At 61.1% G+C, this 12,771-nt stretch carries 14 protein-coding genes; 5 read left to right on the top strand and 9 right to left on the bottom strand.

From position 1 onward, the window contains the following. Nucleotide 1: 1 nt before the first annotated feature. Complete coding sequence (locus K5R89_RS07415; RefSeq protein ID WP_002890106.1) at nucleotides 2–811, bottom strand: ABC transporter substrate-binding protein; 810 nt, start codon at nucleotides 809–811, stop codon at nucleotides 2–4. Nucleotides 812–1,145: 334 nt separating this feature from the next. Here K5R89_RS07415 and K5R89_RS07410 point away from each other — a divergent pair, with 334 nt between their 5' ends. Continuing rightward, on the top strand, nucleotides 1,146–1,316 hold the full coding sequence (locus K5R89_RS07410) for a hypothetical protein (RefSeq protein WP_002890108.1): 171 nt from the start codon (nucleotides 1,146–1,148) through the stop codon (nucleotides 1,314–1,316). A gap of 116 nt (nucleotides 1,317–1,432) precedes the next feature. Here the strand turns inward: K5R89_RS07410 and K5R89_RS07405 are convergent, their stop codons facing one another. Genes K5R89_RS07405 through K5R89_RS07385 form a run of 5 tightly spaced genes read right to left on the bottom strand, consistent with a single transcriptional unit; the run spans nucleotide 1,433 to nucleotide 5,964 of the window. Next, nucleotides 1,433–2,128, bottom strand: a complete 696-nt coding sequence (locus K5R89_RS07405) for an ABC transporter ATP-binding protein (RefSeq protein ID WP_217259277.1) — start codon at nucleotides 2,126–2,128, stop codon at nucleotides 1,433–1,435. Further along, nucleotides 2,121–2,903 carry an ABC transporter ATP-binding protein gene (locus K5R89_RS07400; RefSeq protein WP_023288553.1) on the bottom strand — a complete coding sequence of 261 codons (783 nt, stop codon included), beginning with the start codon at nucleotides 2,901–2,903 and terminating at the stop codon, nucleotides 2,121–2,123. The genes K5R89_RS07405 and K5R89_RS07400 overlap by 8 nt, the downstream gene beginning before the upstream one ends. Further along, nucleotides 2,890–3,939 (bottom strand): branched-chain amino acid ABC transporter permease, encoded by a 1,050-nt coding sequence (locus tag K5R89_RS07395; protein WP_008805324.1) that lies wholly within the window; start codon nucleotides 3,937–3,939, stop codon nucleotides 2,890–2,892. Before K5R89_RS07395 ends, K5R89_RS07400 begins: the two co-directional genes overlap by 14 nt. Further along, nucleotides 3,939–4,838 carry a branched-chain amino acid ABC transporter permease gene (locus K5R89_RS07390; protein WP_002890128.1) on the bottom strand — a complete coding sequence of 300 codons (900 nt, stop codon included), beginning with the start codon at nucleotides 4,836–4,838 and terminating at the stop codon, nucleotides 3,939–3,941. The genes K5R89_RS07395 and K5R89_RS07390 overlap by 1 nt, the downstream gene beginning before the upstream one ends. 19 nt (nucleotides 4,839–4,857) lie before the next feature. Then, the gene (locus K5R89_RS07385; protein WP_072096492.1) at nucleotides 4,858–5,964 is read right to left on the bottom strand and encodes an ABC transporter substrate-binding protein; all 1,107 of its coding nucleotides are present in this window, start codon (nucleotides 5,962–5,964) and stop codon (nucleotides 4,858–4,860) included. On the opposite strand from K5R89_RS07385, the gene K5R89_RS07380 reads away from it, so the two are divergent. Next, a complete protein-coding gene (locus K5R89_RS07380) occupies nucleotides 5,957–6,100 on the top strand; it encodes a hypothetical protein (protein WP_032428606.1) in 144 nt (47 codons plus the stop codon). The two genes, K5R89_RS07385 and K5R89_RS07380, sit on opposite strands and share 8 nt — an antisense overlap. A gap of 441 nt (nucleotides 6,101–6,541) precedes the next feature. On the opposite strand, the gene eutC is transcribed toward K5R89_RS07380, so the two are convergent. Genes eutC through eat form a run of 3 tightly spaced genes read right to left on the bottom strand, consistent with a single transcriptional unit; the run spans nucleotide 6,542 to nucleotide 10,092 of the window. Then, entirely contained in the window at nucleotides 6,542–7,318 is a 777-nt protein-coding gene (eutC, locus tag K5R89_RS07375; protein ID WP_080820532.1) for an ethanolamine ammonia-lyase subunit EutC, read from the bottom strand. Further along, nucleotides 7,315–8,703, bottom strand: a complete 1,389-nt coding sequence (locus K5R89_RS07370) for an ethanolamine ammonia-lyase subunit EutB (RefSeq protein ID WP_217259276.1) — start codon at nucleotides 8,701–8,703, stop codon at nucleotides 7,315–7,317. The genes eutC and K5R89_RS07370 overlap by 4 nt, the downstream gene beginning before the upstream one ends. 9 nt (nucleotides 8,704–8,712) lie before the next feature. Beyond that, nucleotides 8,713–10,092, bottom strand: a complete 1,380-nt coding sequence (gene eat / locus K5R89_RS07365; protein WP_217259275.1) for an ethanolamine permease — start codon at nucleotides 10,090–10,092, stop codon at nucleotides 8,713–8,715. Between the two features lie 62 nt (nucleotides 10,093–10,154). Between eat and K5R89_RS07360 the strand changes: the two genes are divergently transcribed. The 3 genes from K5R89_RS07360 to mmuM all read left to right on the top strand — a co-directional run bounded on the left by K5R89_RS07360 (nucleotide 10,155) and on the right by mmuM (nucleotide 12,694). After that, nucleotides 10,155–10,283, top strand: a complete 129-nt coding sequence (locus K5R89_RS07360; protein ID WP_072199122.1) for a hypothetical protein — start codon at nucleotides 10,155–10,157, stop codon at nucleotides 10,281–10,283. Between the two features lie 82 nt (nucleotides 10,284–10,365). After that, a complete protein-coding gene (gene mmuP, locus K5R89_RS07355; RefSeq protein ID WP_032453383.1) occupies nucleotides 10,366–11,775 on the top strand; it encodes an S-methylmethionine permease in 1,410 nt (469 codons plus the stop codon). Beyond that, a complete protein-coding gene (gene mmuM / locus K5R89_RS07350; RefSeq protein ID WP_217259274.1) occupies nucleotides 11,762–12,694 on the top strand; it encodes a homocysteine S-methyltransferase in 933 nt (310 codons plus the stop codon). Before mmuP ends, mmuM begins: the two co-directional genes overlap by 14 nt. Nucleotides 12,695–12,771 lie beyond the last annotated feature (77 nt).

The raw sequence follows: 12,771 nt of genomic DNA, 5'->3' as shown, positions 1-12,771 counted from the left end.
ATTATTTCGCTTCTATGGTAAAGGCGCGCGGCTGCGGCGTTTTAGTGGCAGGGCCAAACCAGACATCGTAAATTTTCGCGGCTTCGCCGGTTTTCTCCAGCTTCACCAGCTCATCGTTGACGGCCTTCAGCAGGGCCGGTTCGCCTTTCTTCACCCCCACGCCAATCTCTTCTTTGCTGAGCAGGTCGGGCAGAATTTTAAACTTGGCTTTATCCGGCGCTTCCGCCAGCAGACCGGCAAGGATGGTGCTGTCCTGGGTGATGGCCTGGACGTTGCCGTTGCGCAGGGCGGTCAGGGCCAGCGGAATATCGTCATAGGAGAGGACGCGAGCCTGCGGGAAACGCTGGTGCAGCGCCTGTTCGCCGGTGGTGCCTTTCACCGCGCCGATGCGCGCTTTGCTGTACTCATCAAGCTTATCCGGAGAGCCGGCCGGCACGAGGAACTGCTGGCCGGTGACGAAATACGGCGTTGAGAAATCAATAACCTGGGCCCGCTCCGGGGTGATGGTAATGTCGGCGACGATCAGGTCGGCTTTGCCGGACTGCAGCAGCGGAATACGGTTGGCCGGGTTAGTGGCCACCAGTTCGAGTTTGACGCCGAGCGCTTTCGCCAGCGCCTGGGCAAAGTCGACGTCGTAGCCGACGATATGGTGGGTTTTGGCGTCCACGGAGCCGAACGGCGGATTGGCGTCAAAGGTGGCGACTTTCACGACGCCGGCGGCTTTGATGTCAGCCAGCTGGTCGGCCTGCGCCTGCGAGGCGAGCAGCAGCATACCCAGCGCCAGTGCGATTTTTGTGGTTTTGTTGCGCATATTTTTTCCCCTGAATCCCTGTTTTGTTTTGTGGACATCACGCTCCCACACATTGCCCGTCGGCGGCAAAGAAGAAAAAATTCTTATCTATAACGAAAAAGAACTTAACAAACCTGTGGGTATTCTTTATGCGCTGGTAGCGTTTTACCGGCGCAGTCACGACTGCCGGGCGGCCCCTTCTTCCTCAGGGAGAGGGCCAGGGTGAGGGTGACAGGACCGGGCGTAATATGCGCCAGCCAGGATTGCAAATTCGGAATTAATATTTCCCGCGCCCGGCCAACTGTGGTTGAAATAGACCCAGGCGATTCGCTTCCCGACAGAGGAGAAAACGAAAGTGGCATTGTGGCAACGGTTAACGGGCTGGCTGGCTTTTTTGTCCAACGGTGAAGCCGGACAGCAAGATACTCAACGCGTCATGGAGGCGATCCTGCCGGTGGCCAGCCTCTACGGCGTGGACATTGGCAACGTGGAAACCCGGTGGTTCCGTCATGATAAGACATACTGAGCGACGCAGGACGCGAGAAGCCTACTGGAACGAGGTGTGCTTTGTGTAGCAAGAGACTGCCTGAGGTTGCGGCATCGCAGGAGGCGCCGCCGCAGCCCAGGCAGTTTTAACCACCCTTATCCCCCCAGATACATCCGCTTAATTTCCGGGTTAGTCAGCATCTCCCGCGCCGCGCCTGACAAGGTGATCCGGCCATTCTCCAGGACATACGCCCGATCGGCGATCGCCAGCGCGGCCGTCGCATTCTGCTCCACCAGCAGCACCGTCATATTCTCTTCGCGCAGTTGCTTAATGATGCCGAACAGCTCGCCGACAATTTTCGGCGCCAGCCCGAGGCTCGGTTCATCCAGCATCAATAACACCGGCTCGCTCATCAGCGCCCGGGCGATGGCCAGCATCTGCTGCTCGCCGCCGCTCATGGTGCCCGCCATCTGATGGCGCCGCTCCTTGAGCCGTGGAAAGAGGGCGTACATACGATCGCGCAGGCGGGTGTAGCCGGCGAGATTATTGTAAGCGCCCATGCGCAGGTTCTCTTCGATAGTCAGGTTGGTAAAGACCCGGCGTCCCTCCGGCACCAGCGCCAGCCCGCGACGTACGATCTGGTGGGTCTGGCTGCGCGAGATATCGTCGTTGAGGAAGCTGACGCGCCCGCTGGAGCCCACCAGGTTGACGATCCCATTGAGGGTGGAGGTTTTACCGGCGCCATTGCTGCCGATCAGGGTGACGATCTCCCGGTCATAAACATCGATATCGACGCCTTTCAGCCCCTGGATCACGCCGTAAAAGACCTTCAGTTCTCTGGCGTTAAGCATAATTGGCTTCTCCCAGATAAGCGGAAATGACGTCCGGATGCTGGATCGCCTCGGCCATCAGGCCGCTGAACAATGGCTTACCATACTCCAGGACCATCACCCGTTCGCACAGACGGTTGACGAAGGGCATATCGTGCTCGATTAACAGGACGCTGAGCTGATAGTCATGGCGCATGCGGAAGATCAGCTCCGCCAGATCCTCGGTCTCCTTCGGGTTCATCCCGGCGGCCGGCTCATCGAGCAGCAGCAGCTTCGGCGAGGTGGCCAGCGCGCGGGCGATCTCCACTTTGCGCTGGTTGCCATAGCTCAGGTTCGTGGCCTGCATATGGGCGAAGTGGGCGATGCCGATGTCTTCCAGAATGGCCATCGCTTTGGCCTTCGCCGCCCGCTCGGCCGGAAAGTAGCGGCCAATGTGCAGGGCCGCCTCCAGCAGCGAATAGCGGCTGGCCCGGTCGAGCCCGACCATTACGTTCTCCAGCACCGTCATCGAGTTAAACAGACGGATATTCTGGAAGGTGCGGGCGATCCCGGCGTTGACCACCTGGTTGGGCTTTAGCCCCTTCAGCGAGGCGCCCGCGAGGGTGACGCTGCCGCTGGTGGGCTTATAGTTGGCGGTGATGACGTTAAACAGGGTCGTTTTGCCCGCGCCGTTCGGGCCGATAAGGCCAAAGATCTCCGCTTCATCAACATGGAAGCTGACGTTGTCGATGGCCCGCAGGCCGCCAAACTGCATGGTGACGTCCTGCACCTGCAGGATGATTTTATTTTCCGCCATAGCTGCTGTTCCTTCTTCCCATCTGCCAAATCTCTTTTTTCCCCAGCAGCCCTTCGCGGGCGAAAAGCATGATGATCAGCAGCAGCAGGGAGAAGACCACCATTCTCAGGCCCGGATAGGCGCCGAGATCGTGACCGAAGAACTGCAGCGGCTGGTCGAGAAAGCGCAGCCACTCGCCGCTGCCGACCACCAGCACGGTGCCGAGCAGGGCGCCGGTGGTGCTGCCGAGCCCGCCGAGGACGATAATAATCAGCAGCTGGAAGGTGAGCATAAAGTCGAACAGCCCCGGGGAAATGGTGGTCAGCAGGGAAGCCAGCAGACCGCCGCCGATCCCTTCGAAGAAGGCGCTGGTGGCGAAGGCGCAGGTTTTAATGCGGAAGGTGTTGACCCCCATGGCGATCGCCGCATCTTCATCGTCGCGAATGGCTTTCATCATCCGGCCATACTTCGACCACACCAGCTGGAGGATCATGCCGGTAGCCAGCAGGGCGAACAGGCCGCACCAGAACAGGAGATGCGGCTGCTGCGGAATATCGTTCAGCCCGATGGCGCCGTTGGTGATTTGCGGGTTGTTAATGGCGAGGATCTTGATGATAAACCCGAAGCCGAGGGTGACGATGGCCAGGTAGTCGCCGCGCACCCGGAAGACCGGCACGGCGAGGCACACCGCCAGCGCCGCCGCGCACAGGCCGCTTATCAGCAGGGCGGGGAGGAAGCCCGCGTGCAGGCTGAGGATCCACGGGCTGGGGGCGGCCATTTCAAACATGTCTACCTTGCTGTCGCTGGAGAGGATCAGCAGGGCGGTGACGTAGGCGCCTACCGCCACGAAGCCGTTCGGCTCCAGCGACAGCTGGCCGGTTACGCCGTTGATCAGGTTGTAGCTGACCGCGAGGATCATAAAGATAAAAATGGTGCTGATGACGCGAACAATGTAGTCATTGAAAACCACGTTGATTCCGGCCAGCAGCGCGATACAGATGACAATAATGGCCAGGTTGCGCAGCTGCGCCCCGGCGGTGGTCGTCGCGTTGAGCATCAGAAACGGCTCCTTTCCAGACGTTCGTCGCCCATAATGCCGACCGGGCGGAACAAGAGGACCAGAATCAAGAACAGGAAGGCGAAAGCGTCTTTATAGCCGCCCAGTTCGGGGAAGATCGCCACCGCGACCACCTCGGTAAAACCGAGGATAAAGCCGCCCAGCACCGCGCCGGTGACGCTGCCGATCCCGCCCAGCACGGCGGCGGCGAAGGCCTTCAGGCCGATAAGCACGCCCATCAGGGGATCGATCGTCGGGTAGCTGATGGAGTAGAACACGCCGCCGAGCGCCGCGAGGCTGCTGCCGAGGGCGAAGACCAGGGAGATGATCCGGTTGGCGTCAATGCCCATCAGACGCACGGTGTTGACGTCAAAGGCTACCGCGCGGATCGCCATTCCATAGCGGGTGCGGTACAGCAGCCAGAGGATCGCCAGCAGCAGCAGGACGGTGATCAGCGGCACAATCCACGCCACGTTGGTAATGATGACGCTGCCGAAGGCCCGGGTCTGGTTGAAAAAGTCAGGGGCGGAGAAGAAGCGCGAGCTGCCGCCAAACAGCACGTTAAACAGGTTTTCGAGGAAGAAGCTGACGCCGATGGCGGTGATCAGCATGGAAATTTTCGAGGCCTGGCGCAGCGGACGATAGGCGACCCGGTCAATCAGCATGCCAAACAGGCCGCACAGCCCGAGAGTCAGGAAAACGGCTACCCCGAAGGGTAGCCCAACCGAAGAAAATAAAAACAGCGTACTAAACGCGCCGACCATCATCACGTCCGCATGGGCGAAGTTGATCAGCCTTAGCACGCCATAAACCATCGTATAACCGATGGCAATCAGGGCGTACATGCCCCCAAGACTCATTCCATTGACCACTTGCTGGAGAAAAATGGCGCCGTCCATTTTGTAGCCTCGTCACAACTTAAGGGTTAACCACGGTACGAAACGCCAGCTTGCCATCTTTCACTTCGTTGATGACCGCGCTGCGAATGGCGTCGCCGTTCTGTAACGTCAGCGTGCCGGTCACGCCCTGGAAATCTTTGGTGGCGCGGATTTTTTCATTCACGCAGACCCGATCGTGGGGATCGCTGCACTGGTTCATGGCGTTGACGATGACGTTATAGGCGTCCGCCGCCATTGCGCCCCAGGTATGGGTCGGCTGCTGGTATTTGGCTTCCCAGGCTTTGATGAAGGTTTCCCCGGCCGGGGTCTGCTCTTTGGCGTTCGGCGAGTAGTAATCGGTGGTCATATAGCCGTTGACCGCGTCTTTACCCACATCGAAGAAGACCTGATCTGCGGCCAGACCGTCGCCGCCCACCACCGGTTTGTTGAGCCCCAGCTGTTTTGACTGCACGGCAATCAGCGCCCCTTCGGTGTAGTAGATCGGCATATAAATCATGTCGACATTCTTCGCCTTGACGCTCGCCAGCTGGGCTTTAAAGTCCTTGCTGCCGCCCGGGGCCTGTACCTCGATGGGAATGGTGCCGCCGTTTTTCAGGAACTGGGTGCGGAACGCTTTCGCCAGGCCGACGGAGTAATCGTTGCTACTGTCAAACACGATGGCGGCGGTTTTGGCTTTCAGATCGCGGGAGGCCAGATTGGCCCCGACCACCCCCTGGAAGCTGTCCGAGAAGCAGACCCGGCTGACGTACGGATGGTTGCGGGTGACGCGGTCGTTGGTGGCGGTGGAGGAGACCAGCGGCGTTTTGCTGTCGTCGGCGATCTTGGTCATCGCCAGGGTGTTGGAGGAGGTGACTTCCCCGATCACGGCATCCACTTTATCGCTGGAGACCAGCCGCTGCATGGCGTTGGCCGCTTCGACTTTGTCGCTTTTATCATCGATAACGATAAGCTTGATGGTATCGCCATTTTTTAACGTCGGGGTGATGGTCTGAATAATGTCCAGCCCTTTCTGCGACGGCTGACCATAGCCGCTGAGGGCGCCGCTCAGGGGTAATACCACCCCGATTTTAATTTCCGCTGCCTGCGCGCTGCTCGCGCCGGCCAGCGCGGCTACCAGCGTGGCCATTAAAGACGCTTTCCCGGAAAACGATTTCATTGGTATTTCTCCGTCGGTCGATTATTTATCTTTAACCATCAATGACTGCATAACATTGAGGAATAATTCGCCAGCGTATCTGGCGAATTATTGGCTGTTATGTTGAATAGATAACGAGATATATACCCTAAATAATTCGAGTCGCATGAAGGTGGCATGTGAGCGATTTCCCAGGCGCTTGCAGAAGTCAGTGACTGGGGGGAGAGAACGCAGCCAACGCACATGCAACTTAAAGTATGACGGGTATTTTTAAGGCGCTGAATTACCTTACAACGTCCGTTTCGTTTTTACTCATGCAATATTCTTATTACCTGCAGGCAAGGGCATAAGGCTGGTGACAACACGGCTTTTGATACGCTGAACGTATTTTGCCGGGGGGCGACTGGCGCCTTATCCGGCCTGGAAAAAAAGCAATATAAACCGGTTGAACGGTTTCCACAGGCTCGCGCCAGCGAAGCGCCGCCGGGGGATTTCAGCGCGCACCCGAATATAATATTCAGGTGCGCCAGGTAATATTAAAAATCTATTCTTCGGCTCGCGTGACTTATTATTTTAAAGGGGGCAATGGTTTTATTTTTCCATGCAGCGCCGGATTATCGCTTTCATCTTTCAGGCGCACGCCGGTAAGCCGTCGTAAAAAAGCCTGCTCCAGCAGCCAGGCCAGTTTAAAGGCGGCGGCGTCATGGCTCAGCCCTTCCGGGCGAATATTGGAGATACAGTTGCGCTCTGACTCCAGCCGCTGCCGATGGGGCTGCCAGGTGAGGTAGACGCCGAGGCTGTCCGGCGAGGAGAGGCCCGGTCGTTCGCCAATCAGGATCGCTACCGCGCGGGCTTTCAGGGTTTCGCCAATATCATCCCCCAGCGCCACCCGCGACTGATGGGCCAGCACCACCGGCGCCAGGCCGATCCCCAGCGTCTGCAGCCAGGGCAGCAGGGCGCGGATCAACGGCACCGCCTGACGCTCTACCGCCCAGGAAGAGAGGCCGTCGCCGATCACCAGCAGCAGGTCGGCGGGGCGGACGCCGCTGGCGGCGAGGTCGGCGCGACTCTCGTCGGCGAGCTGCCGCCCGAGATCCGGGCGCCGCAGATAGGTATGACGGTCCGGCGCGGCGCTGTGCACCGTCAGGGTGTCGAGGCCGAGCGCCGCCAGCGGCGCCACCAGCTGCTGGCTGGCGAACGGCTGATGAATGGCGTCCCGCGCTCTGGCGTGGGCCAGACCAAAGTTAAGGACTTCGCGGGTCGGCAGGCTGGCGCCGCTGCGGCCCAGGGCGATCCGCGCATCGGTAAATTCACGCAGCGGGTTCCAGGCGTCGGGACGGTTCATACGGGGGCTCCTTGCGGCAGAACGGACAGCAGCGGATGGCGGGCGTCGGTGAGCCGCAGCGCGCCGTGCGGATCGATAATTTGCATCTTCGCCAGCCAGTCGGCGAACTCCGGGGCATGCTTTAAGCCCAGCAGACGACGGGCGTAGAGCGCATCATGGAACGAGGTGCTCTGGTAATTAAGCATGATATCGTCCGCCCCTGGCACGCCGATCAGGAAGGTGAGCCCGGCGGCGCACAGCAGGGTCAGCAGGGTGTCCATATCATCCTGATCCGCTTCCGCGTGGTTGGTATAGCAGACGTCGCAGCCGATCGGCAGACCCATCAGCTTGCCGCAGAAGTGATCCTCCAGCCCGGCGCGAATAATCTGCTTACCGTCGTAGAGATACTCCGGACCGATAAAGCCGACCACCGTATTGACCAGCAGCGGTTCAAAGTGGCGGGCGACGGCGTAGGCCCGCGTCTCGCAGGTCTGCTGGTCGACGCCGTGGTGGGCGTTGGCCGACAGGCAGCTCCCCTGGCCGGTCTCAAAATACATTACATTGTTGCCGAGGGTGCCGCGACCGAGGCTGAGGGCCGCCTCGCGGGCCTCCTGCAGCATGGCAAGGTTGATGCCGAAGCCGCTGTTGGCCGCTTCGGTTCCCGCCACCGACTGAAACACCAGATCCACCGGCGCGCCGCGCTCAATCAGCTGCAGCGTATTGGTGACGTGGGTCAGAATGCAGGACTGGGTGGGAATGGCGAAGCGCTGGATAATATCGTCCAGCATCACGTTCAGCTGCGCCAGCACCGGTAAGCTGTCGCTGGCCGGGTTGATGCCGATCACCGCATCCCCGGCGCCGTACAGCAGTCCGTCGAGCATACTGGCGGCGATGCCTTTCAGGTCATCGGTGGGATGATTGGGCTGCAGGCGCACGCTGAGGTGGCCGGGCAGGCCGATGGTGTTGCGAAAGCGCGTCACCACCTGACATTTGCTGGCGGCGAGGATCAGATCCTGATTGCGCATCAGCTTGCTTACCGCCGCCGCCATCTCCGGGGTGATAGCGCGGGCGACCCGCTGCAGCGTGGCGGTATCGGTGGCATCGTCCAGCAGCCAGTCGCGGAAATCGCCGACCGTCAGGTGACGCAGGTCGGCAAAGCCCTGCGCATCATGGGTGTCGAGGATCAGGCGGGTCACTTCGTCCTGCTCGTAGGGGATAAGCGGATTGTCGAGAATGTCGGTCAGCGGCACCTCGGCGAGGGTCATTTTCGCCGCCATCCGCTCTTCGGCCGAGTGGGCGATAACGCCCGCCAGGGCGTCGCCGGAGCGGGCCGGCGACGCTTTCGCCATCAGCGTTTTCAGACTATCAAAGCGCCATACCTGGCCCGATAGCGTGGTTTTATACATGCCGCCTCCTCAGGAGACCGTGCGCAGTTGAGGATCCACTGGCGCCCGTTCACGGGCCGCTGCGGTTTTGCGGAACCACAGGTAGCCGCCGAGCATCATCGCCGCGAAAATCAGCGCCAGCAGCAGGTTATACCAGACCATCGCCACCAGGCAGATCACCGCCATGCCGAGGGCAAAGGCCGGCGCCAGCGGGTAGAGCGGCGCGCGGAACGGACGGATCAGCTTCGGCTCGCTACGGCGCAGTTTGAACAGCGCCGCCATGGAAGTGATATACATAACAATAGCCCCAAATACCGACATGGTGACGATGCAGGCGGTCAACGGCATGCCGCTGATGGTGATCAGCGAGTCGGAGAAGATCGCGGCGATACCCACCACGCCGCCGGCGAGGATCGCCAGATGCGGGGTGCGGGTGCGGCGGTTGAGGGAGGCCAGCCCGGCGGGCAGATAGCCGGCGCGGGCGAGGGAGTAGATCTGCCGCGAGTAGCCCATAATGATGCCGTGGAAGGAGGCGACGAGGCCAAACAGCCCCAGCCACACCAGCATATGCAGCCAGCCGCTGCCGTTGCCCACCACCGTCTTCATCGCCTGAGGCAGCGGGTCGTTGATATTGGACAGCGCGCGCCAGTCGCCGACGCCGCCGGCGAAGACCATCACGCCGATCGCCAGCACCGTCAGCGTCAGAATGCCGCCGCCCAGGGCGCGCGGAATGGTGCGCTGCGGATCTTTGGCCTCTTCGGCGGCCATGGAAGCCCCCTCAATGGCGAGAAAAAACCAGATAGCGAACGGAATGGCGGCGAACATCCCCGGCAGCGCCAGGCCGCTAAAGCTTTCCGCGCCCGCCCAGCCGTTGGCGGTGAAGTGGCTCCAGGAGAAGCCGGGGGCGACCACGCCCATAAACACCAGCAGTTCGAAGATGGCCAGCAGGGTGACGATCAGCTCGAAGGTGGCGGCGATGCCGACGCCGAGGATATTGAGCGTCATAAAGATCACGTAAGCGCTGCAGGCGACCCATTTCGGATCCAGCGCCGGAAACTGCACGTTGAGGTAGGCGCCGATGGCCATGGCGATGGCCGGCGGGGCGAAGACGAATTCAATCAGGGTGGCAAAACCGGCGATAAAGCCGCCGGTGGGCCCGAAGGCGCGGTAGGCGTAGGCGAAAGGGCCGCCAGCGTGCGGGATGGCGGTGGTCAGCTCGGTAAAGCTGAAAATAAAGGCGCAGTACATGGCGGCGACCGCCAGGGCGACGACCATAAACCCCATCGTGCCCGCCTGCGACCAGCCGTAGCTCCAGCCGAAGTACTCCCCGGATATCACCAGTCCGACGGCGATCCCCCATAAACGAAAACTGCCGAGCGTTCTTTTTAAGGTGGTGGTGTGCTCTGTCATACGTGTTGCCTCGCCAGATAGAAAGGTTCTGAACGACAGGCTGCAAAGAGAGTGCCAGAACGTTGTCCGCCGCGATGAGGCGCCAGCCCGTGGCGCGCTCACCGGCGCTGCGCAAAAATGGGGCAGGCTGCACGCTGTCGGCGCGCGACCTGGTGCAGCGGCTTTGCTTTTTCCGCGGTGGCACGGTATAACACTTCTTCTTTTGGATGTTTAGATGTCTATACGTTTATACGCATCATGGCCCGGGCAAGCGGGCTGGCGTGAGAAAATAAAATGCAAAGCACAACACAACAACAAGGTGGGCAACTGAAGCGCACCATGAAAACGCGCCATCTGATCATGCTGTCGCTCGGCGGCGTGATTGGCACCGGCCTGTTCTTTAATACCGGCTATATCATCTCCACCACCGGCGCGGCCGGAACGCTGCTGGCGTATCTGATTGGCGCCCTGGTGGTCTGGCTGGTGATGCAGTGCCTCGGCGAACTGTCGGTGGCGATGCCGGAGACCGGCGCCTTCCATGTTTACGCGGCGCGCTACCTTGGCCCGGCGACGGGCTATACCGTGGCGTGGCTCTACTGGCTGACGTGGACGGTGGCGCTGGGTTCGAGCTTCACCGCCGCCGGCTTCTGTATGCAGTACTGGTTCCCGCAGGTGCCGGTCTGGATCTGGTGCGTGGTGTTCTGCGCGGTGATTTTCGGTCTTAACATCATTTCGACCCGCTTCTTCGCCGAAGGCGAGTTCTGGTTCTCGCTGGTGAAAGTGATCACTATCATCGCGTTTATTATTCTCGGCGGCGCGGCCATTTTCGGCATCATTCCGATGCAGGATGGCTCCCCGGCGCCGGGCCTGCGCAATCTCACCGCCGAAGGCTGGTTCCCGCACGGCGGCCTGCCGATCCTGATGACCATGGTGGCGGTGAACTTCGCCTTCTCCGGGACGGAGCTTATCGGCATTGCCGCCGGAGAAACGGAAAACCCGCATAAGGTCATTCCGGTCGCCATCCGCACCACCATCGCCCGGCTGATTATTTTCTTTATCGGCACCGTGTTTGTGCTGGCGGCGCTGATCCCGATGCAACAGGCGGGGGTGGAGAAAAGCCCCTTCGTGCTGGTGTTTGAAAAGGTGGGCATCCCTTACGCGGCGGATATTTTCAACTTCGTGATCCTGACGGCGATCCTCTCGGCGGCCAACTCCGGCCTGTACGCTTCCGGGCGGATGCTGTGGTCGCTGTCGAACGAGAAGACGCTGCCGGCCTGCTTTGCCAAAGTCAATAAACGGGGCGTGCCGGTGACGGCGCTGTCGGTGAGTATGCTGGGCGGCGTGCTGGCGCTGTTCTCCAGCGTGGTGGCGCCCGATACGGTGTTTGTGGCGCTGTCGGCGATCTCCGGCTTTGCGGTGGTGGCGGTGTGGTTGAGCATCTGCGCCTCGCACTTTATGTTCCGCCGCCGCCATCTGCAGCAGGGTAAGGCGCTGAGCGATCTGCAGTATCGCGCCCCCTGGTATCCGGTGGTGCCGATTCTGGGCTTTGTGCTGTGCCTGGTCGCCTGCGTGGGCCTCGCTTTTGACCCGAGCCAGAGAATTGCGCTGTGGTGCGGGATCCCCTTCGTGGCCCTGTGCTATGGTGCCTGGTATCTTACTCGTTCACGGAAAATGACTCAGGAGCCACAACATGTCGCAGACTAATCCGTTTACCGCCCTGCTTGCCGCCCAGCCTTTTGTGCTGCTGGACGGCGCCATGGCCACCGAGCTGGAGGCCCGCGGCTGCGATCTGGCTGATAGCCTGTGGTCGGCGAAAGTGCTGCTGGAGAACCCGCAGCTGATCCGCGATGTGCATCTCGACTACTTTCGCGCCGGAGCGCAGGTGGCGATCACCGCCAGCTATCAGGCCACTCCCGCCGGCTTTGCCGCGCGCGGCCTGGATGATGCGCAGTCCCGGGCGCTGATCGGCAAAAGCGTCGAGCTGGCGCGCAAAGCGCGCGAGGCGTACCTCGCTGAGAATCTACACGCCGGCACGCTGCTGGTCGCCGGTTCGGTGGGGCCGTATGGCGCCTTTCTCGCCGACGGCTCGGAGTATCGCGGCGATTATCAGCGCAGCGCGGCAGAGTTCCAGGCCTTCCACCGCCCGCGCGTCGAAGCGCTGCTGGATGCGGGCGCCGACCTGCTGGCTTGTGAAACCCTGCCGTCATTCGCCGAGATCCAGGCCCTGACAGCCCTGCTGCAGGAGTATCCCCGCGCCCGCGCCTGGTACTCCTTCACGCTGCGCGACGCCGAACATCTCAGCGATGGCACGCCGCTGCGCGAGGTGATGGCCGCCCTGGCGGATAACCCGCAGGTGGTGGCAGTGGGCATCAACTGTATCGCGCTGGAAAATACGCCCGCGGCGCTGGCGCATCTGCACAGCCTGACGGCGCTGCCGCTGGTGGTCTATCCTAACTCCGGCGAACATTATGATGCGGTGAGCAAGACCTGGCACCATCATGGCGAAGCCTGCGCCAGCCTGACGGATTATCTGCCGCAGTGGCTGGCGGCCGGGGCGAAGCTGATCGGCGGCTGCTGCCGCACCACGCCGAAGGATATCGCTGAGCTTAACGCGAAGCGCTGAGTTTTGTGCCGGGTGGCGCTGCGCTTATCCGGCCTACGCCTTGCGCGATCTGTAGGCCGGGCAAGGCGTAGCCGCCA

This window comes from Klebsiella sp. TF21-TM, assembly GCF_019753495.1.
In the GTDB taxonomy this organism is placed as follows: Bacteria; Pseudomonadota; Gammaproteobacteria; order Enterobacterales; family Enterobacteriaceae; genus Klebsiella; species Klebsiella quasipneumoniae.
Note: the sequence above shows the minus strand (reverse complement) of the source record. Positions and strands in the feature narration are given on the sequence as shown.

What these genes read in the sequence shown, in the direction of transcription:
- K5R89_RS07415 (WP_002890106.1), bottom strand. Translation starts at nt 811, where the DNA reads ATGCGCAACAAAACCACAAAAATCGCACTGGCGCTGGGTATGCTGCTG.
- K5R89_RS07405 (WP_217259277.1), bottom strand. Translation starts at nt 2,128, where the DNA reads ATGCTTAACGCCAGAGAACTGAAGGTCTTTTACGGCGTGATCCAGGGG.
- K5R89_RS07400 (WP_023288553.1), bottom strand. Translation starts at nt 2,903, where the DNA reads ATGGCGGAAAATAAAATCATCCTGCAGGTGCAGGACGTCACCATGCAG.
- K5R89_RS07395 (WP_008805324.1), bottom strand. Translation starts at nt 3,939, where the DNA reads ATGCTCAACGCGACGACCACCGCCGGGGCGCAGCTGCGCAACCTGGCC.
- K5R89_RS07390 (WP_002890128.1), bottom strand. Translation starts at nt 4,838, where the DNA reads ATGGACGGCGCCATTTTTCTCCAGCAAGTGGTCAATGGAATGAGTCTT.
- K5R89_RS07385 (WP_072096492.1), bottom strand. Translation starts at nt 5,964, where the DNA reads ATGGCCACGCTGGTAGCCGCGCTGGCCGGCGCGAGCAGCGCGCAGGCA.
- eutC (WP_080820532.1), bottom strand. Translation starts at nt 7,318, where the DNA reads ATGAACCGTCCCGACGCCTGGAACCCGCTGCGTGAATTTACCGATGCG.
- K5R89_RS07370 (WP_217259276.1), bottom strand. Translation starts at nt 8,703, where the DNA reads ATGTATAAAACCACGCTATCGGGCCAGGTATGGCGCTTTGATAGTCTG.
- eat (WP_217259275.1), bottom strand. Translation starts at nt 10,092, where the DNA reads ATGACAGAGCACACCACCACCTTAAAAAGAACGCTCGGCAGTTTTCGT.
- mmuP (WP_032453383.1), top strand. Translation starts at nt 10,366, where the DNA reads ATGCAAAGCACAACACAACAACAAGGTGGGCAACTGAAGCGCACCATG.
- mmuM (WP_217259274.1), top strand. Translation starts at nt 11,762, where the DNA reads ATGTCGCAGACTAATCCGTTTACCGCCCTGCTTGCCGCCCAGCCTTTT.